Here is a 19,319-nt window from a genome sequence, read left to right as displayed (position 1 = left end):
GGGAAACCCCCATTGGCCATGAGTGAGTTTATAGCTATTAGCCATCAATTTGGCTAGCGTTGATCAGATCCAAGAGCCTTTAAAAATCAAGGCTCTGTGGATCCAATCGTTTGAAGCGTCAACGAGCCGTGATTTTCCAGGCGCGGTGAATCTTGGTGTTACGCGCGAAATCCGGATCAATGGTCTGCGCGCTGATTTCCTCAACCGCGTAACGCTCGGCGAGGTTCTCTTCCAGCTGGAACTTGCGGAAGTTGTTGGAGAAATACAACACGCCGCCCGGCGACAGGCGGGCCATGGCCAGGTCGATCAACTGCACCTGATCACGCTGCACGTCGAAAATGCCTTCCATGCGCTTGGAGTTGGAGAAGGTCGGCGGATCAATGAAGATCAGGTCGTACTCTTCGCGGCAACTTTCCAGCCACGCCATCACGTCGCCCTGCTCCAGACGGTTCTTGTCCGAGAAGCCGTTCAGCGACAGGTTGCGGCGCGCCCAGTCGAGGTAGGTTTTCGACAGGTCGACGCTGGTGGTGCTGCGCGCACCGCCCTTGGCCGCGTGCACACTGGCGGTCGCGGTGTAGCAATACAGATTGAGGAAGCGCTTGCCGGCCGCCTCCTTCTGAATGCGCAGGCGCATCGCCCGGTGATCCAGGAACAGCCCGGTGTCGAGGTAGTCGGTGAGGTTGACCAGCAACTTTACGCCGCCCTCGGTCACTTCATTGAACTTGCCCTGCGCAGCCTGACGTTCGTACTGCTTGGTGCCACTCTGGCGCTCGCGACGTTTGACCACCACGCGACTCTTGTCGATGTTCAGCGCCTGCGGAATCGCTGCCAACGCATCGAACATGCGGATCGAAGCCTTTTGCGGGTCGATCGATTTCGGCGCGGCGTACTCCTGAACGTGCACCCAGTCGTGGTACAGGTCGATGGCCATCGCGTATTCCGGCATGTCCGCATCGTAAACGCGGTAGCAATCGATGCCTTCGCGCTTGACCCACTTGCCCAGTGCCTTGAGGTTTTTTTGCAGACGGTTGGCAAACATCTGCCCGCCTTCGCTCAAGCGCGCCTGCTCGACCACCGGCGCCGGTGCAGGCACGGGTTTGATCGGGTTGCCGTTCTTGTTGAATTTGCGCTCTTGTGGCTCGTCCGGCGTCTGGTCGTAAGCCGCTTGCTCACGCTCGACCTGACGCTGTTCCGGGGTGCGACGCTCGCCAGTGACGAACTGATCCGGGGTGACTTTGATCAGCAGCAGCTTGCACGGCAGTGCGCCGTTCCAGAACGAATACTGTTTGTGGCTGCGGATGCCCATGCGCTTGCCCAGATCCGGCGCACCGGTGAACACCGCCGCTTCCCAGTTCAGGCAGGCCTGACGCAGACGCTCGCCGAGGTTCTGGTAGAGATAAAGCAGGCTGGCTTCGTCACCCAGACGCTCGCCGTACGGTGGGTTGCAGATCACCAGACCTTTCTGGTTCTGATCCGGACGCGGCTCGAACGTCGCCACTTCGCCCTGGTAGATCTTGATCCACTCGCTCAGGCCGGCACGTTCAACGTTGTTGCGGCCCGGCTGAATCAGGCGTGGGTCAGCTTCGTAACCACGAATCCACAGCGGCGGCTTGGCCAGACCGGCGGCGGCACGTTCGGTCGCTTCTTCGTGAAGTTTTTTCCACAGCGCCGGCACGTGGCCCAGCCATGCGGTGAAGCCCCACTGCTCACGACGCAGGTTCGGCGCCATATCGGCGGCGATCATCCCCGCTTCGACGAGGAACGTACCAACACCGCACATCGGGTCAGCCAGCGCGCCGCCATCGGCAGCAATGCGCGGCCAGCCGGAACGGATCAGGATTGCTGCTGCGAGGTTTTCCTTCAACGGCGCTGCACCTTGCTGCAAGCGGTAGCCGCGCTGGTGCAGGCTGTGGCCGGAGAGGTCGAGGGAGAGAATCGCTTCGCCGCGATCCAGGCGCAGGTGAATGCGCAGATCCGGATTGAGCTTGTCAATCGACGGACGGTCGCCCTGCGGGGTACGCAGCTTGTCGACGATGGCGTCCTTGACCTTCAAGGCGCCGAAGTGAGTGTTGTCGATGCCCGAGCCGTGGCCGCTGAACTCAACGGCCAGGGTGCCATCGCTGAGCATGTGGTCTTGCCACTCGACGTCGAGCACGCCGTGATACAGGTCTTCGGCGTCCTTCATCGGGAAGCGCTTGAGCACCAGCAGCACGCGGTTGGCCAGGCGCGACCACAGGCACAGGCGATAAGCGGTTTCCATGGTCGCCATGCCACGCACGGCGGAAGTGTGCTCGCGGGCTTCTTCAAGGCCAAGCCCGACGGCTTCCTCGATGAGCAGGCCTTCAAGGCCTTTGGGGCAAGTGAGGAAGAGTTCGAATTGGTCGGACATGGTATTTCCAGAGCCTTTGGCTATGTGAACCGACAACGCATTGCCGATCCGGTTTTCAATCAGGCGCTTTTCTAAAAGAACGCCCGCGTGGCACGAAGGTGTGCCGTCCCATCCCTGCTGCTCGGGTTAAAAGAGCTTAGATGCAAGGACAGAGAAAAATGTTGAAGCAACAAAATGACTCAAAACAACCCTTCGTCGAATAGTACCCCAGTGTAAACGTGGGTCATTCTCACTAAAGGATTAACCCCATCATGCAGCGCGGTGCCGATCATACCGGGGTTTGCTCAATAATCATTGAACAAATACGCAGTTACTTATTGCCGTAGCACCCTTTTCGTTACGTCCTTATGACAAAACGGTCATTCCATCGGTGTGACTCATTGGTTAGAAATGACCACAGGTTGACGTCGCAACGGCGTCAACACCTTGGCTCGCCACGCCGGCAGCGAGCCGCCCCCGGCAGAGTTTTTCTGCCAGACCTCGGTTGAGGTCAACGCGACACATACAGTCAACAAGTGAGGGAAACACCCTATGAGAAGACTTAAGCGTGATCCGTTGGAAAGAGCATTTTTGCGCGGATATCAATATGGCGTTGGTGGCAAATCCCGTGAGCTTTGCCCATTTACTCTACCGTCGGTACGCCAAGCCTGGATTAACGGCTGGCGAGAAGGACGCGGCGACAACTGGGACGGTATGACCGGCACTGCGGGAATCCACAGACTCAACGAACTTCACGCCGTCGGCTGACACAGGGCATTTATTCCGACACGACAATCTGAATTTGTAACGCATTAACCACGCACGTCCTTCCCGGACGGCGGGCTACGGCCCAGGGGCTCCTTCGAGGAGCCCTTTTTTATGCCCGGTCGATTTGCCTTTCGAATGTCTGCCGACTACCCCTGTAGGAGCTGCCGCAGGCTGCGATCTTTTGATCCTGTTTTTTTAAAATCAACATCAAGATCAAAAGATCGCAGCCTTCGGCAGCTCCTACATTGACCGGGACAGCCTGGGTTATTTGCGCAGGGCGGCGATGGCGTCGACGGATTCACGAATCAGCGCCGGGCCTTTATAGATGAAGCCCGAGTAAATCTGCACCAGACTGGCACCCGCAGTGATCTTCTCAGCAGCATGCTTGCCTTCAGTAATCCCGCCCGCCGCAATGATCGGCAAACGCCCACCCAACTCAGCCGCCAGCACTTTCACGGTGTGGGTGCTCTTGTCCCGCACTGGCGCACCGGACAGGCCGCCCGCCTCGTCACCGTGCTCCATGCCTTCAACGCCTACACGGCTCAGCGTGGTGTTGGTGGCAATGACCGCGTCCATCCCGGTTTCGATCAGCGCTTGCGCGACCTGCGCGGTTTCTTCGTCGGTCATGTCCGGGGCAATCTTGATCGCCAGCGGCACATGCTTGCCATGGCGCAGCGCCAGTTCGGCGCGACGAGTGGCCAGGTCAGCCAGCAACTGCTTGAGCGAATCGCCGAACTGCAAGCTGCGCAGGCCCGGGGTGTTCGGCGAGCTGACGTTGACGGTGATGTAACTGGCGTGGGCGTAGACTTTGTCCAGGCAGATCAGGTAATCGTCAACCGCGCGTTCAACCGGGGTATCGAAGTTCTTGCCGATGTTGATGCCCAGCACGCCCTTGTATTTGGCCGCGGCTACCCGCGTCAGCAGGTTATCCACACCCAGATTGTTGAAGCCCATGCGATTGATGATCGCCTCGGCTTCCGGCAGGCGGAAGATCCGTGGTTTCGGGTTGCCCGGTTGTGGACGCGGGGTCACGGTGCCGATTTCGACAAAACCGAAACCCAACTGCGCGAAGCCATCGATGGCCGCGCCGTTCTTGTCCAGACCCGCCGCCAGACCCACCGGGTTGGGGAACTCCAGGCCCATGACCGTCACCGGCACCTTCGCTGGCGCCTTGCACAGCAGACCGTTGAGGCCCAAACGCCCACCCGCGCCGATCAGATCCAGCGACAGATCGTGGGAGGTTTCCGGGGAAAGTTTGAACAACAGCTGACGGGCCAGGGTGTACATGGGCGGCGATGACTCGGGCGGCGAAAAGAGGCGGCGATTATAGCCGGGCATCGACCCACCGCGCGAGGCGCACGCGCAAATCGACGCGACTGGCATATGCCTTGCACCCTTCTTGCCATCAGCCCGCTCGCCAATGACGGCGTACGGGCCGGGACAATGGCGTCGTCATGGGGTTTTGCCTGCGCAAAACCGGTGGCGGCGTTTTTTTTGAAGGCGGCTTTTGCAGGTGCATGCGATGAATGAACCCTCCGTCGGGCCGCTGGCCTGGGTCAACGGCAGCGATGCTCCGGAAAAGACTGCGATCAACCTTGGTTTCATGGCCCTGAGCGATTGCGCCTCGGTGGTGGTGGCCGCCACTCAGGGTTTCGCTCAACCTTATGGCCTGACCCTGAACCTCAAGCGCCAGACTTCATGGGCCAACTTGCGCGACAAACTGGTCAGCGGCGAACTCGATGCCGCCCACAGCCTGTACGGTTTGATCTACGCCGTGCATTTGGGCATCGGCGGCGTCGCATCCACCGACATGGCCGTGTTGATGGGCCTCAACCAAAACGGTCAGAGCCTCAACCTGTCCCACGGCCTGCAAAGCCTCGGCGTGAGCAGTCCTGAAGCGCTGGATCGCCACGTGCACCAATCCCGCGCAAAACTGACTTTCGCCCAGACCTTCCCGACCGGCACACACGCGATGTGGCTTTATTACTGGCTGGCGAGCCAGGGCATTCATCCGTTACAGGATGTCGACAGCGTGGTGGTGCCGCCGCCGCAAATGGTTGCGCACCTGCAAGCGGGACGAATCGACGGCTTTTGCGTCGGCGAACCGTGGGCCGCCAGCGCGGTGCAGCAGGATCTCGGCTTTACGCTGGCCACCAGCCAGACCATCTGGCCCGATCACCCGGAAAAAGTCCTCGGCTGCACCCGCGCCTTCGTCGAGCAATACCCGAACACCGCGCGCGCGCTGGTGATGGCGATCCTCGAAGCCAGCCGATTCATCGAAGAAAGCCCGGAAAATCGCCGCAGCACCGCGCAATTGCTCAGCGCCCCGGATTATCTCGACGCGCCGGTTTCGTGCATCGAACCGCGCTTTCTCGGCGACTACGCCGACGGCCTCGGTAATCGCTGGCAGGACCCTCACGCCTTGCGCTTTCACGGCAATGGCGAAGTCAATCTGCCTTATCTCTCCGACGGCATGTGGTTCATGACCCAGTTCCGCCGCTGGGGTTTGCTGCGCGAAGACCCGGATTACCTCGCCGTGGCGCGTCAGGTCCAGCAATTGGGCCTCTATCGCGACGCGGCGACCGCGGTTGGTGTTGCCGCGTGGGGCACGGACATGCGCAGCAGTCAGTTGCTCGACGGCAAGGTCTGGGACGGCAGCGATCCGGCCGGTTATGCGCGCAGCTTCAAGCTGCACGCTCTGAGCGACGACGCTCCCCTTCTCGCCCGCCGCTGACAGGAGACCGCCAACATGCTGCGCATTCTGCTGATCAACGACACAGCGAAAAAAGTCGGACGCCTGAAAGCCGCGCTGACCGAGGCCGGTTTCGAGGTAATTGACGAGTCTGGCCTGACCATCGACCTGCCCGCACGCGTCGAAACGGTGCGCCCGGACGTCATCCTGATCGATACCGAGTCACCGAGCCGCGATGTAATGGAGCAAGTGGTGCTGGTCAGCCGCGACCAGCCACGCCCGATCGTGATGTTTACCGACGAACATGACCCCGGCGTGATGCGTCAGGCGATCAAGTCAGGGGTCAGTGCCTACATCGTCGAAGGCATTCACGCACAACGCTTGCAGCCGATTCTCGATGTGGCAATGGCGCGCTTTGAAAGTGATCAGGCGTTGCGTGCGCAGTTGCACGCCCGCGACCAGCAACTGGCGGAGCGCAAGCGCATCGAACTGGCCAAGGGACTGTTGATGAAGATGAAGGACTGCAATGAGGAAGAGGCCTACACCCTGATGCGGCGCCAGGCCATGAGCCGCCAGCAGAAGCTGATTCAGGTGGCGGAGCAGATTATTGCCATGAGTGAATTACTCGGCTGAATAACCAGCAAGATCAAAAGATCGCAGCCTTCGGCCGCTCCTACAGGAGTTCGATGCTCCCCCTGTAGGAGCTTTCGAGTGCAACGAGGCAGCGATCTTTAAGCCTTGGCACAAATCTCGCTAAGCATTCCATACAGGTAACCAACGGCGGTTGCCCCACCTACGACAAAGACGTCGCTGACCCGCTCGCCCCTCCCGGCGAATCAGGTAGCGGCGTTTTTGCGTTTTGGCCCCACAGCCCGGGGCCGGTGGTGCGGCCGTGGCGGCGCCCCACTTTGCTGACTCATGACTCCTTCTCGAGACTCTTTACAGCTGAGGTGCGCGATGAATAAAAGCTTCTGGAAATCCGGCCATACCCCGACCCTGTTCGCGGCCTTCCTCTACTTCGACCTGAGTTTCATGGTCTGGTACCTGCTCGGCCCGCTGGCGGTGCAGATTGCCGCCGACCTGCACCTGACCACGCAACAGCGCGGGCTGGTCGTCGCCACGCCAATCCTTGCCGGCGCCGTACTGCGCTTCGCGATGGGCATGCTGGCGGATCGGTTGTCGCCGAAAACCGCCGGGCTGATCGGCCAGGTCATCGTCATCTGCGCGCTGTTCGGCGCCTGGAAACTCGGTATTCACAGTTACGAACAGGCGCTGATCCTCGGTCTGTTCCTCGGCATGGCCGGCGCTTCGTTCGCCGTAGCGCTGCCGCTGGCATCGCAGTGGTACCCGCCTGAGCATCAAGGCAAAGCCATGGGCATTGCCGGCGCGGGCAACTCGGGCACCGTGTTCGCTGCACTGCTCGCGCCGGTACTGGCCGCATCCTTCGGCTGGAGCAACGTCTTCGGCTTCGCAGTGATTCCATTGATCCTCACGCTGGTGCTGTTCGCCTGGATGGCAAAAAACGCCCCGCAACGTCCGAAAGCCAAGTCCATGGCCGACTACTTCAAAGCCCTCGGTGACCGCGACAGTTGGTGGTTCATGTTTTTCTACAGCGTCACCTTCGGCGGCTTCATCGGCCTGGCCAGCGCCCTGCCCGGCTACTTCAACGATCAGTACGGCTTGAGCCCGGTCACCGCCGGCTACTACACCGCTGCCTGTGTGTTCGGTGGCAGCCTGATGCGGCCATTGGGAGGTGCGCTGGCGGATCGTTTCGGCGGCATTCGCACCTTGTTGGCGATGTACACCGTGGCGGCTATCTGCATCGCAGCGGTCGGCTTCAATCTGCCAAGTTCCTACGCGGCGCTGGCACTTTTCGTCTGCACCATGCTCGGTTTGGGGGCAGGCAACGGGGCGGTTTTCCAACTGGTGCCGCAGCGTTTTCGTCTTGAGATCGGCGTGATGACCGGGTTGATTGGCATGGCTGGCGGCATCGGCGGTTTCGCGCTGGCGGCAGGCATGGGCGCGATCAAACAAAGCACCGGCAGCTATCAACTGGCCCTGTGGTTGTTCGCAAGCCTTGGCGTGCTGGCGTGGTTTGGCCTGCACGGCGTCAAACGTCGCTGGAGAACCACCTGGGGTTCGGCTGCCGTGACTGCGGCTCGAGTCTGAGGACTGAATGGCCCTGCAACTGAGTTTCGCCGAAGCCAGCGCCACCGGCCCGCGCGCGGAGAATCAGGACGCCCTGCGTCTAGTCACGCCAGCACCGGCGCTGGCGGCGAGCAAGGGTTACCTGTTCGCCATCGCTGACGGTGTCAGCCAGTGCGCCGATGGCGGACTGGCTGCGCGCTCGACCTTGCAAGCCTTGGCCCTCGACTACTACGCCACCCCGGAAACCTGGAGCGTGGCCCAGGCACTGGATCGCCTGCTGCTGGCACAAAATCGCTGGTTGCAGGCCAACGGCGGTGGGCAACCGTTGCTCACCACTGTCAGCGCTTTGGTCATGCGCGGTAGGCGCTTTACCCTGGCCCATGTAGGCGATTGCCGGGTTTATCGCTGGCATGCCGACAGCTTGCAGCGGATATCCAACGATCATGTCTGGGAGCAGCCGGGCATGCAGCATGTGCTCAAGCGTGCGTTAGGGCTTGATCAGCATCTGGTGCTGGATTTTCTCGACGGCGAATTACGCACGGGCGAGTGTTTCGTGCTGCTCAGCGACGGCGTGTGGTCGACCTTGGGCGATACCGCCATTGCGGCGATCCTGCGCGACCAGCCAGACCTGAACAACGCGGCAAACACACTGGTGAACGCCGCGCATCTTGCCGGCAGCCAGGACAACGCCAGCGCCTTGCTGGTGCAGATCGATGCCGTCGGTGAAGCGAGCATCGGCGATGCACTGATGCATTTGCAGCAATGGCCGTTGCCCCCGCCTCTGAAATCCGGGCAATCCTTCGAAGGCTGGCAAGTGCAAGAAGTTGTCAGCCAGAGTCAGCAATCACTGCTCTATCGCGTGCGCGACGACCAAGGTCAGCCATGGTTGCTGAAAACCCTGCCCGCACGACTGGCCGATGATCCACAGACCGGGCAAGCGCTTCTTTCGGAGGAATGGTTTCTGAAACGCGTGGCCGGTCGGCATTTTCCTGAAGTCCATGGGTGCCTTCAGCGTCAGCATTTGTACTACGTGATGCGGGAATATTCGGGGACGACCCTGGCGCAGCTTTTCCAGCGAAGCGGCCCGTTGCCATTGGCGCAGTGGCAGGAACTGGCTGAGCGGCTGCTGCGTGCAGTGGGCCTGCTGCATCGACGGCAGATTCTGCACCGGGATATCAAACCGGAGAATTTGCTGCTGGGTGACGATGGGGAATTGCGCCTGCTGGATTTTGGTCTGGCCTATTGCCCCGGCCTGTCCGAAGACGCTGTTTCGACGTTACCGGGAACCCCAAGTTATATCGCCCCGGAAGCCTTTCGCGGTGACCCGCCCGGCGCTCAACAGGACCTGTATGCGCTGGGCGTGACCTTGTATTTCCTGCTCACGGGGCATTTTCCCTATGGCGAGATCGAAGCCTTTCAACGGCCGCGATTTGGCTTACCGGTCAGTGCCAGTCGCTACCGCCCCGATCTGCCGGAGTGGTTGGCGCAGAGCCTGGAGCGCGGTGTTGCTGCCGATCCGCAACAGCGTTTTGAAACGGCGGAAGAATGGTTGTTGGTGCTGGAACAAGGCGAGCGGCGCAGTTTGAGCGTACGCCCCAGACCACTGCTGGAGCGTGAGCCGGTAAAGGTCTGGCGGACGATGGCACTGGTGGCGTTGTTGGGGAATCTGGTGCTGCTGGTTTTGTTGTTTCATCAGCCTTGAAAAGATCGCAGCCTTCGGCAGCTCCTACAGGATGTGCACGATTCCCGTGTAGGAGCTGCCGAAGGCTGCGATCTTTTGACTTTGCGCCTCAAAATCGCGCAACACGCCTCCAGACAGTGCAGAAAAATTCCATTCCTGGCAGAAAAGTCCCGTAATCACGGGATTGGGAATACTTGGCACAACCACTGCATTAATCCTTTCAACACACACATAAAGCCCAACCTTCAACGACGAAGGTTGTGCTCCCCGAGAGAACGGGACCAGGACAAAGGCGTCCTCGCTAGGCAACTAGCGGGACGCCTTTTTTTTGTTTGCGCAAAATTTCTCGAGCAAGGCCTGAAGCCCACAAGAGGCCAGCCGCAGCTCCCCGGAGAACCTGATGAAAAAACTCAAACTGGTGATGATCGGCAATGGCATGGCCGGCGTCCGCACCCTCGAAGAACTGCTCAAGCTGAGCAACGAGCTGTACGACATCACGGTCTTCGGCGCCGAGCCGCACACCAATTACAACCGCATCCTGTTGTCGCCGGTGCTGGCCGGTGAGCAAACTTTCGAAGAGATCGTGCTCAACGACCTCGACTGGTACCTGGAAAACAACATCAAGCTGCTGCTCAACCGCAAAGTGGTGGAAATCGACCGGGTCAAGCGCCGGGTGATTGCCGAGGACGGCACTGAAGCCGAGTACGACCGTCTGCTGATTGCCACCGGCTCGACGCCGTTCATCCTGCCAATTCCCGGCAACACCTTGCACGGCGTGATCGGTTACCGCGACATCGCCGACACCCAGGCAATGATCGACACCGCAAAAACCCACAAGCACGCCGTCGTGATCGGCGGCGGCCTGCTCGGCCTCGAAGCCGCCAACGGCCTGATGCTGCGCGGCATGCACGTCACCGTCGTGCACCTCGGTGAGTGGCTGCTGGAGCGGCAACTGGACAAGACCAGCGGCCAACTCCTGCAAAGCGCTCTCGAATCCCGTGGCCTGCATTTCCGTCTGTGCGAACAGACCCAGGCCCTGCACGACGCCGGTAACGGTCGGGTCGGTTCGGTGCAATTCAAGAACGGCGACATCATCCCCGCCGATCTGGTGGTCATGGCCGCCGGCATCCGCCCCAACACAGAACTCGCGGAAAAGGCCGGCATCCCGTGCAATCGCGGCATTCTGGTCAACGACACCCTGCAAACCTACGACCCGCGCATCTATGCCATCGGCGAATGCGCCAGCCATCGCGGTATCGCTTATGGCCTGGTCGCACCGTTGTTCGAACAAGCCAAAGTCTGCGCCAACCACCTCGCGCAGTTGGGTTTCGCCCGTTATCAGGGTTCGGTCACGTCGACCAAACTGAAGGTCACCGGCATCGACCTGTTTTCCGCCGGCGACTTCATGGGCGGCGAAGGCACCGAAACCATCACCCTCTCCGACCCGATCGGCGGGGTGTACAAAAAACTGGTGATCAAGGATGACGTTTTGGTCGGCGCCTGTCTGTATGGCGATACGGCAGATGGCGGTTGGTATTTCCGACAAATCCGTGAGAATCACGCCATCGGCGAGATCCGCGATCACTTGATGTTCGGCGAAAACGCCCTCGGCGACGTAGGACATCAGGGCCAGGACAAAGCCATGGTCATGGCCGACACCGCCGAAGTCTGCGGCTGCAACGGCGTGTGCAAGGGCACCATCGTCAAAGCCATTCAGGAACACGGCCTGTTCAGCGTCGATGAGGTGAAGAAACACACCAAAGCGGCCAGTTCCTGCGGCTCATGCGCAGGGTTGGTCGAGCAGATCCTGATCAACACCGTCGGCGGCGCGGCAGACGTCAAACCGAAAAGCGAAAAAGCCATCTGCGGTTGCAGCGACCTCAATCATGGCCAGATCCGCCAGGCGATCCGCGAGCAACATCTACTGACCATCGCCGGCACCATGAGCTACCTCAACTGGCGCACACCAAACGGCTGCGCGACGTGCCGGCCGGCGCTCAACTACTACCTGATTTCCACGTGGCCGGGCGAAGCCAAGGACGATCCGCAATCGCGCCTGATCAACGAGCGCGCCCACGCCAACATTCAGAAAGATGGCACCTACTCGGTGGTACCACGGATGTGGGGCGGAGTGACCAACCCTTCGGAATTGCGCCGAATTGCCGACGTCGCCGACAAGTACAACGTGCCGATGGTCAAGGTCACCGGTGGTCAGCGCATCGACCTGCTGGGCATCAAGAAACAGGACTTGCCCGGTGTCTGGAAAGATCTCGACATGCCCTCCGGCCACGCCTACGGCAAATCGATTCGCACGGTGAAAACCTGTGTCGGCAGCGAGTTCTGCCGCTTCGGCACGCAGAATTCGACGCAATTGGGCATCGAGCTTGAACATGACCTGTTCAACATGTGGTCGCCGCACAAAGTGAAGCTGGCGGTTTCCGGATGCCCACGCAACTGCTCGGAAGCGGGGATCAAAGACGTAGGAATCATCGGCGTCGATTCCGGATGGGAGATGTACATCGGTGGCAACGGCGGGATCAAAACTGAAGTCGCCGAATTCTTCGTCAAGCTGAAAACTGCCGAAGAAGTCCGCGAATACAACGGCGCGTTTTTGCAGCTCTATCGCGAAGAAGCCTTCTACCTCGAACGCACCGTGCACTACCTGCAACGGGTCGGCATGGAGCACATTAAGAAAGCCGTGCTTGAAGACCCGGAACGTCGCAAAGCTTTGAACGAGCGCCTGCAGTTCTCCCTGTCGTTTGAGCAGGACCCGTGGAAAGAGCGCCTGGCGCAGCCGCAACTGAAGAAAGAATTCGACGTGATCCCTGTGAAAATCCTGGAGGTGCCGGCATGAACTGGCTCGATATCTGTGCCCTGGAAGAGATCAATACCCTCGGTTCGCGGATCATTGCCGGACCCAAAGGTGACATCGCGATTTTTCGTACAAGTGACGACGAAGTTTTCGCCCTCGACGACCGCTGCCCCCACAAGGGCGGTCCGCTGTCACAAGGTTTGATTTACGGCAAACGTGTGGCCTGCCCGCTGCACAACTGGCAGATCGACCTGCAATCCGGTGAAGCCCAGGCGCCTGATATCGGATGCGCCCACCATCACGCGGCGCGGGTTGAAAATGGCCGTGTGCAATTGGCCTTGCGGGACGCTATCTGATGAACCGCCAGACGACCGCCTCGACCTGCTGTTATTGCGGGGTCGGCTGCGGCGTACTGATCGAACATGACGGCGAGCGCATCCTCGGCGTCAGTGGCGATCCGGCGCATCCGGCCAACTTCGGCAAGCTCTGTAGCAAAGGCTCGACCCTGCACCTGACCGGCGACCTCGCAGCCCGAGCGTTATACCCGGAACTGCGCCTGGGCAAAGGCCTCGCGCGCAGCCGCACCGACTGGGACACGGCGCTGGACCATGCGGTAAATGTGTTCGCCGAAACCATCGCCGAACACGGCCCGGATAGCGTCGCGTTCTACATTTCCGGACAGCTGCTGACCGAGGATTATTACGCCTTCAACAAACTGGCGCGGGCGCTGGTCGGCACCAACAACATCGACAGCAATTCACGCCTGTGCATGTCTTCAGCCGTGGTCGGCTACAAACGCAGTCTCGGCGCCGACGCACCGCCGTGCAGCTACGAAGATCTGGAACTCAGTGACTGCGTGATGATCGTCGGCAGTAACATGGCCTACGCCCATCCGGTACTTTTTCGTCGGCTCGAAGAGGCCAAATCGCGCCGTCCGCAGATGAAAGTCATCGTTATCGACCCACGGCGCACCGACACCTGCGATCTGGCCGACCTGCATCTGGCGATTCTGCCTGGCACCGATGTCGCGTTGTTCCATGGGATTTTGCACCTGCTGTTGTGGGAAGAATGGATCGACCGCGACTTCATTACCGCCCACACCGAAGGTCTGGCCGAGCTGAAAAGTCTGGTGCGCGATTACTCGCCACAGATGGTGTCGCAGCTGTGCGGGATCAGTGTCGAGCAACTGCAGCAATGCGCTGAATGGGTGGGGACTGCGCCGAGCTTTCTGTCGCTGTGGTGCATGGGTTTGAACCAGTCCACCGCCGGCAGCGCAAAAAACAGCGCATTGATCAATCTGCACCTGGCCACAGGGCAAATCGGTCGTCCGGGTGCAGGACCTTTCTCTCTCACCGGTCAGCCAAATGCCATGGGCGGGCGGGAAACCGGCAGTCTGTCCAATCTGCTGCCCGGCCATCGTGACGCGGCCAACCCCGAGCACCGCGCTGAAGTCGCGGCTTACTGGGGCGTTGATCGGTTGCCGGAAAACACCGGGCTCAGTGCTATCGAACTGTTCGAACAGGTGCGCAGCGGCAAGATAAAGGCGTTGTGGATAGCCTGCACCAACCCTGCGCAATCGATGCCGGATCAACACTCTGTGCGCGCAGCGCTGGAGGCGTGTCCGTTCGTGGTGTTGCAGGAAGCCTTCCGCACCACTGAAACCGCTGCATTCGCCGACCTGTTACTGCCCGCCGCCAGTTGGGGCGAGAAGGAAGGTTCGGTGACCAATTCCGAGCGACGCATTTCCCACGTACGCAAAGCCATTCTCGCACCGGGTGAAGCACGGCCAGACTGGGCGATTACGGTGGATTTCGCACAGCGTCTGGAGAAACGTCTGCGCCCGCAACGACCGAGCCTGTTTACCTTCGATCAACCTTCGCAGCTGTTTGATGAGTTCAAATTGCTCACCCGCGGGCGTGATCTGGATCTTTCCGGGATCAGTCATGCACTGATCGACCAGATCGGGCCGCAACAGTGGCCCTTCCCCGCCGGCGCCCGGCAAGGTACAGCACGGTTGTACAGCGACGGTATTTTTCCTACAGCGAATGGCCGCGCGCAGTTCATTGCCGACCCTTACCGCGCCGCCAAGGAGCAGCGTGATGCGCGCTTCCCGCTGACGCTGATCACCGGCCGCCTGCGCGATCAATGGCACGGCATGAGCCGCACCGGCACGGCGGCGCAACTGTTCGGCCATGTCAGCGAAGCGGTATTGAGCCTGCACCCGGACGAACTGCGCCGGCACCGTTTGCAGTCAGGCGATCTGGTCAATCTTAAAAGTCGTCGCGGCGCCGTGATTGTCGCGGTGGGTAGCGATGACGGTGTGCGTCCGGGCCAGGCTTTTTTGCCGATGCACTGGGGCGATCGTTTTCTCAAGGGCGGCGTGAATAGCTTGACGCAGCCAGCCTTCGACCCGTTGTCCAGGCAACCGGAACTCAAGCACAGCGGTGTGCGCCTGGAACCGGTCAATCTGCCGTGGCAACTCTTCGCACTGATCGAGGGTGACGTTCAACGGCACTTCGAGACGCTACGACCACTGTGCGAGGCGTTTTCCTACGTGAGTCTGAGCCTCGTCGGACGTGAACGTCCGGCATTGCTGATACGCGCTGCCAGCGGCGCGGCACCGGACCCGCAGTTGCTGGGTGAGATCGACCAATGTCTGTCGCTGATCGACGGCCCTGTATTGGCCTATGACGACCCGCGCCGGGCCATCGGCAAACGTGTACGCATTGAGAACGGCCGGATTACCGCGATTCGCCTGGCTGGCGAAACCCTCGCACAACACTGGCTGCAAGGTTTGTGGCTGGAAGGTCGCGCGGATGAACAACTGCGACGCTGGCTGCTGGCGCCAATGAGCGCGCCGCCGGGCAACGCCGGGGCGCAGGTCAGTCGCGATAAAACCTTGTGTAACTGCAATAACGTCAGCTTCAACGCAGTCTGCGCGGGTATTGGCCAAGGACTTGACCTGCAGGGTTTGAAAAATCAACTGGGATGCGGCACGCAATGCGGCTCATGCGTCCCGGAAATAAAGCGCTTGCTGGCTGCCAACGTGCAGCCGGTTGCCGTCATTTGATGAGGGAAGACACCATGAATGCGAAAGTCTGGTTGGTGGGCGCAGGCCCTGGTGATCCGGAACTGTTGACCCTCAAAGCGGTGCGCGCCTTGCGTGAGGCCGATGTCGTGCTGATTGATGACCTGGTCAACGACGCCGTGCTGGAACACTGCCCCGCCGCGCGAATCATTGCGGTGGGCAAGCGCGGTGGCTGCCGCTCGACGCCGCAGGCCTTCATCCATCGTCTGATGTTGCGCTACGCCCGTCACGGCAAATGCGTGGTGCGGCTCAAGGGCGGTGATCCGTGCATCTTCGGTCGTGGCGGTGAAGAGGCTCAGTGGTTACGCGAGCGTAGTGTCGAGGTCGAGCTGGTCAACGGCATCACTGCCGGGCTGGCCGGTGCGACGCAGTGCGATATCCCCCTGACCCTGCGCGGTGTCGCGCGCGGCGTGACGCTGGTGACGGCGCATACGCAGGATGACAGCCAATTGAACTGGCAGGCACTGGCGCAAGGCGGAACGACGCTGGTGATCTACATGGGTGTGGCCAAGCTTGGCGAGATTCGTGAGCAATTGTTGGCGGGCGGGATGGCGAAGGATACGCCGGTAGCGATGATCGAAAACGCCTCTCTGCCACATCAGCGCGAGTGCCGAAGTGATTTGATGGCGATGGAAGAAGATGCCGGCGTCTTTGAATTGAAGAGCCCGGCGATTCTGGTGATTGGTGCTGTCGCTGCTGTTGCAGAAGATCAAAAGATCGCAGCCTTCGGCAGCTCCTACATTGGGAGTGCACACGCCTTGTAAGTGCTGGCGCTTTACCAAATCGCAGACAAAGAAAAGCCCGGCCTAAGCCGGGCTTTTCTCAGAGCGGCAGCTAATTACTTAGCTTGAGCTTCAACCTGCGCTTCTACGCGACGGTTTACAGCGCGGCCAGCGTCAGTTTTGTTGTCAGCAACTGGGCGGGATTCGCCGTAGCCAACAGACTGAACGCGGGACGATTCAACACCGTACTGGTTGGTCAGAACTTGCTTAACGGCGTTTGCACGACGCTCGGACAGTTTCTGGTTGTAAGCGTCAGGACCGACGGAGTCAGTGTGACCTTCAACAGTAGTGGTGGTGGATGGGTACTGCTTCATGAAGTCAGCCAGGTTTTTGATATCGCCGTAGCTGTTGGTTTTAACAACAGATTTGTCGAAGTCAAATTTAACGTCCAGCTCAACACGAACAACTTCAGCAACTGCCGGGCAGCCATCAGCGTCAACAGTTACGTTGGCTGGGGTGTCTGGGCACTTGTCAACGTTGTCGCAAACGCCATCGTTGTCGCTGTCGGAGCAGACTTCAGCTGGTGCTGGAACTGGAGCAGCAGCAGGCTTGGAGCCGCCACCGAAGTTCACACCGATACCGACGCTTGGAGCCCACTCGGTGTCGCCCTGGTCGATGTTGTACTGAGCTTCAACGCCAGCACGGGCGTAGAAGTTGTCAGTGAAGTACAGCTTGGCACCGCCGCCAACGTTGGCGAAGGTGGAACGGTTACGACCGTTCGAACCGTTCTGGTCGATGCTCTGGTCAGAGAAACCGGCCGAAACGTACGGACGCAGCATGTCGCCCGGGTTGTTGAAGTGGTACAGAGCGTCCAGAGCGGTGTTAGCGCCTTTTACGTTCTTGCCGTCGTCGGCACGTACGTTGTGCACTTCGTCGTAGCCCAGACGCAGTTCAACGTCGTCGGTCAGGAAGTAACCGATCGAGCCGCCGAACAGGTTGCCGTTGTTCTTGAAGTTACGAGCGCTGTCGAATTGTTCTTTCTTAGCGAAGCCTTCGATTTCAACTGCGCCTTGGCCTTGTGCCAGAGCGCCGAACGAAGTGGCAGCAATAAGAGAACCAATGGCCAAGCCCAAGGTGTTTTTCAGTTTCATCCGTTAAATCCCCATCTGGTGATTGTGAAGCAGTCCCGCAAACCGGGGGACAACTCGGCGGCAAGTCTATCAGAACTTGCCTACACGTAAGAGATATTTGCGCTGAACTAAGTTTCAGCAATGCCTGCAAATTTCTCACGCAATTTATCTAGAGCGCGTTTGTACCGCATTTTTGTAGCACTCAAACCCATGTGCATGATGTCTGCGATTTCCTGAAATTCAAGCTCTGCGACAAATCGTAGCACCAGAATTTCGCGGTCAATCGGGTTCACATACACCAGCCAGCGATCAAGCCCGCCCTTGTCCTCGGGTTTTGGCGTCTTTTCTTCGGACGCTTCCTCGAGGGGGTCAAGACTCAATGCGTCCATCAAGCGACGCTTTCGCCGTTCCTTCCGATACTGCGTGATGCATTCGTTGTAAGTGATGCTGTACAGCCAGGTTTTGAACTTCGATTTCCCCTCGAAATTCTTCAGGCCATACAACACCTTCAACATCACTTCCTGACAGACATCGTCTGCATCGCGATCGTTCCCAAGATATCTCGCGCAGACGTTAAATAATGTTCGCTGGTAACGCCGCATCAGTTCTTCATAGGCGCGCGTCACGTGAAACAGCTCGGTATGCGAGCGCGCGACCAACTCCTCATCAGAGAGCTCGCGGGGGTCGTAGCGCGTAGATAACGTTTGGGCTTTATTCAAAACAAGTCGTGCCGACAGTCAGGTCAATGTCCGCCGCAACCAGCTTCGGCTGGCTTTCGCGGCGGCATACATTAGCAGGGTTTGCCGGATTAGCGGCTACTCACATGCTGTTCCAGCAGGATCCGATTGGAAAGAGAGACTAGCTCACCCTCATCGGTCAGCAATGTGGTTTTAACCGTGCCGATCTCTTCGATCTGACCTTCGACCTCGCCAACACGCACTTGTTGCCCAACCTGGTACAACTCACGCACATAGATTCCCGCAAGAATCTGACCGGCAATTTCCCGGCTTCCCAACCCCATGGCCAGCGCAACCGCCAGACCAACGGTAATCAATACAATGACAATCACATGGTTCAGCAGGTCGGTCTTGACCTCAAGCTGACTGATCGCGACCGAGATGCTGATGATGATCACCAGCCCCTGAGCGATTCGCCCCAGCCCCGAAGCGTAGTCCAGGCCTACGCCTTCTGCCGCCCCACGCACCAGCCCATTGGCCAATTGCGCGAGCAAAACACCCACCAGCAACACCAGGGCTGCGCCAAATACTTTCGGCAAATACAGCGCCAGCATATCGAGCGTAGCTGAAACTCTCTCAAGGCCAAGGGATTCTGCTGCAGAAACCAGAAAAATAAGCAGAACGAACCAGTAAACGATCTTGCCGATCAGTGTCGAGATCGGAACCTGAAGCCCTGCGCGCGACAGCAACTTGGTCAGCCCGGTGCCGCCCATCAGGCGATCAAGGCCCAATTTGGCGAGCAGTTTGGACAGCAAGGTATCGAGCAGCTTGGCCACGACGAAACCCAACAGCAGCACCACCAGTGCGCCGAACAGGTTCGGGATGAAGTTGGCGACTTTGGTCCACAACGCAGTCATTGCAGTGACGAGGCTCTGAGTCCAGAGATCAAGTTCCATATTCAATCAGCCTTATCAGCAGTGCGAGCGGTAGGTTTACGAAGACGGGAAACCGGCGAGACGTGGGCCGATCCGTTATTCAGGGCGATCATCAGCGCGGGCAGCCAGCGGCCCAGCAGGCTGAACAGATCGCCGGCGCCGACCTGACGGTTGGCGGTTTTGAGTACGCGGCCCAGGCACGCATCGTCGTCACGGCTGGACGGCGAGGCGTTGAGCATGTCGCGCAAAGACTGTTCAAACGGATCGTGCATACGCACCTCTCGTGATGTCTGTGAAA

15 protein-coding genes are annotated in these 19,319 nt (G+C 59.6%); 9 read left to right on the top strand and 6 right to left on the bottom strand.

Going from position 1 to position 19,319, the window contains the following annotated elements; genetic code table 11:
* Positions 1-118: 118 nt before the first annotated feature.
* Positions 119-2,389, bottom strand: coding sequence for a bifunctional 23S rRNA (guanine(2069)-N(7))-methyltransferase RlmK/23S rRNA (guanine(2445)-N(2))-methyltransferase RlmL (gene rlmKL, locus ACA061_RS08870; RefSeq protein ID WP_150616736.1), 2,271 nt, complete (start codon positions 2,387-2,389; stop codon positions 119-121).
* 531 nt (positions 2,390-2,920) lie between these two features.
* On the opposite strand from rlmKL, the gene rmf reads away from it, so the two are divergent.
* The gene (gene rmf / locus ACA061_RS08865) at positions 2,921-3,136 is read left to right on the top strand and encodes a ribosome modulation factor (RefSeq protein WP_003223300.1); all 216 of its coding nucleotides are present in this window, start codon (positions 2,921-2,923) and stop codon (positions 3,134-3,136) included.
* A gap of 264 nt (positions 3,137-3,400) precedes the next feature.
* Here the strand turns inward: rmf and ACA061_RS08860 are convergent, their stop codons facing one another.
* Positions 3,401-4,423 carry a quinone-dependent dihydroorotate dehydrogenase gene (locus ACA061_RS08860; RefSeq protein ID WP_150616737.1) on the bottom strand — a complete coding sequence of 341 codons (1,023 nt, stop codon included), beginning with the start codon at positions 4,421-4,423 and terminating at the stop codon, positions 3,401-3,403.
* Positions 4,424-4,658: 235 nt separating this feature from the next.
* Here ACA061_RS08860 and ACA061_RS08855 point away from each other — a divergent pair, with 235 nt between their 5' ends.
* The 8 genes from ACA061_RS08855 (at position 4,659) to cobA (ending at position 16,321) form a co-directional block, all read left to right on the top strand.
* Complete coding sequence (locus ACA061_RS08855) at positions 4,659-5,870, top strand: CmpA/NrtA family ABC transporter substrate-binding protein (RefSeq protein WP_150601347.1); 1,212 nt, start codon at positions 4,659-4,661, stop codon at positions 5,868-5,870.
* A 15-nt stretch (positions 5,871-5,885) separates the two neighbouring features.
* Positions 5,886-6,461 carry an ANTAR domain-containing response regulator gene (locus tag ACA061_RS08850; RefSeq protein ID WP_042558507.1) on the top strand — a complete coding sequence of 192 codons (576 nt, stop codon included), beginning with the start codon at positions 5,886-5,888 and terminating at the stop codon, positions 6,459-6,461.
* Between the two features lie 324 nt (positions 6,462-6,785).
* On the top strand, positions 6,786-7,997 hold the full coding sequence (locus tag ACA061_RS08845; protein WP_042558506.1) for a nitrate/nitrite transporter: 1,212 nt from the start codon (positions 6,786-6,788) through the stop codon (positions 7,995-7,997).
* 7 nt (positions 7,998-8,004) lie between these two features.
* Entirely contained in the window at positions 8,005-9,678 is a 1,674-nt protein-coding gene (locus ACA061_RS08840) for a bifunctional protein-serine/threonine kinase/phosphatase (RefSeq protein ID WP_497301187.1), read from the top strand.
* 379 nt (positions 9,679-10,057) lie between these two features.
* Positions 10,058-12,511, top strand: coding sequence for a nitrite reductase large subunit NirB (gene nirB, locus ACA061_RS08835; RefSeq protein WP_150616740.1), 2,454 nt, complete (start codon positions 10,058-10,060; stop codon positions 12,509-12,511).
* Positions 12,508-12,825, top strand: coding sequence for a nitrite reductase small subunit NirD (gene nirD, locus ACA061_RS08830; protein ID WP_042558503.1), 318 nt, complete (start codon positions 12,508-12,510; stop codon positions 12,823-12,825). Before nirB ends, nirD begins: the two co-directional genes overlap by 4 nt.
* Positions 12,825-15,539 (top strand): nitrate reductase, encoded by a 2,715-nt coding sequence (locus ACA061_RS08825; protein ID WP_497301185.1) that lies wholly within the window; start codon positions 12,825-12,827, stop codon positions 15,537-15,539. Before nirD ends, ACA061_RS08825 begins: the two co-directional genes overlap by 1 nt.
* A 14-nt stretch (positions 15,540-15,553) precedes the next feature.
* Positions 15,554-16,321, top strand: coding sequence for a uroporphyrinogen-III C-methyltransferase (cobA, locus tag ACA061_RS08820; protein ID WP_497301184.1), 768 nt, complete (start codon positions 15,554-15,556; stop codon positions 16,319-16,321).
* A 74-nt stretch (positions 16,322-16,395) separates the two neighbouring features.
* Here the strand turns inward: cobA and ACA061_RS08815 are convergent, their stop codons facing one another.
* From ACA061_RS08815 to ACA061_RS08800, 4 genes are all read right to left on the bottom strand, one after another.
* A complete protein-coding gene (locus ACA061_RS08815; RefSeq protein ID WP_150601342.1) occupies positions 16,396-17,430 on the bottom strand; it encodes an OmpA family protein in 1,035 nt (344 codons plus the stop codon).
* A 107-nt stretch (positions 17,431-17,537) separates the two neighbouring features.
* Positions 17,538-18,128, bottom strand: coding sequence for an RNA polymerase sigma factor SigX (gene sigX / locus ACA061_RS08810; RefSeq protein WP_150601341.1), 591 nt, complete (start codon positions 18,126-18,128; stop codon positions 17,538-17,540).
* An 89-nt stretch (positions 18,129-18,217) separates the two neighbouring features.
* Complete coding sequence (locus ACA061_RS08805; protein WP_008048604.1) at positions 18,218-19,042, bottom strand: mechanosensitive ion channel family protein; 825 nt, start codon at positions 19,040-19,042, stop codon at positions 18,218-18,220.
* A gap of 2 nt (positions 19,043-19,044) precedes the next feature.
* A complete protein-coding gene (locus tag ACA061_RS08800; RefSeq protein ID WP_008076827.1) occupies positions 19,045-19,293 on the bottom strand; it encodes a hypothetical protein in 249 nt (82 codons plus the stop codon).
* Positions 19,294-19,319 lie beyond the last annotated feature (26 nt).

The sequence above is a fragment of the Pseudomonas sp. LBUM1668 genome (assembly GCF_059695715.1).
This window is presented reverse-complemented; position numbering and strand designations above follow the sequence as displayed.

Excerpts from the sequence above, each read along its gene's own strand:
- ACA061_RS08845 (WP_042558506.1), top strand. The coding sequence starts at position 6,786 with ATGAATAAAAGCTTCTGGAAATCCGGCCATACCCCGACCCTGTTCGCG.
- ACA061_RS08815 (WP_150601342.1), bottom strand. The coding sequence starts at position 17,430 with ATGAAACTGAAAAACACCTTGGGCTTGGCCATTGGTTCTCTTATTGCT.
- ACA061_RS08825 (WP_497301185.1), top strand. The coding sequence starts at position 12,825 with ATGAACCGCCAGACGACCGCCTCGACCTGCTGTTATTGCGGGGTCGGC.
- rlmKL (WP_150616736.1), bottom strand. The coding sequence starts at position 2,389 with ATGTCCGACCAATTCGAACTCTTCCTCACTTGCCCCAAAGGCCTTGAA.
- ACA061_RS08850 (WP_042558507.1), top strand. The coding sequence starts at position 5,886 with ATGCTGCGCATTCTGCTGATCAACGACACAGCGAAAAAAGTCGGACGC.
- rmf (WP_003223300.1), top strand. The coding sequence starts at position 2,921 with ATGAGAAGACTTAAGCGTGATCCGTTGGAAAGAGCATTTTTGCGCGGA.
- ACA061_RS08800 (WP_008076827.1), bottom strand. The coding sequence starts at position 19,293 with ATGCACGATCCGTTTGAACAGTCTTTGCGCGACATGCTCAACGCCTCG.
- ACA061_RS08855 (WP_150601347.1), top strand. The coding sequence starts at position 4,659 with ATGAATGAACCCTCCGTCGGGCCGCTGGCCTGGGTCAACGGCAGCGAT.
- ACA061_RS08840 (WP_497301187.1), top strand. The coding sequence starts at position 8,005 with ATGGCCCTGCAACTGAGTTTCGCCGAAGCCAGCGCCACCGGCCCGCGC.
- nirB (WP_150616740.1), top strand. The coding sequence starts at position 10,058 with ATGAAAAAACTCAAACTGGTGATGATCGGCAATGGCATGGCCGGCGTC.
- ACA061_RS08805 (WP_008048604.1), bottom strand. The coding sequence starts at position 19,042 with ATGGAACTTGATCTCTGGACTCAGAGCCTCGTCACTGCAATGACTGCG.
- ACA061_RS08860 (WP_150616737.1), bottom strand. The coding sequence starts at position 4,423 with ATGTACACCCTGGCCCGTCAGCTGTTGTTCAAACTTTCCCCGGAAACC.
- cobA (WP_497301184.1), top strand. The coding sequence starts at position 15,554 with ATGAATGCGAAAGTCTGGTTGGTGGGCGCAGGCCCTGGTGATCCGGAA.
- nirD (WP_042558503.1), top strand. The coding sequence starts at position 12,508 with ATGAACTGGCTCGATATCTGTGCCCTGGAAGAGATCAATACCCTCGGT.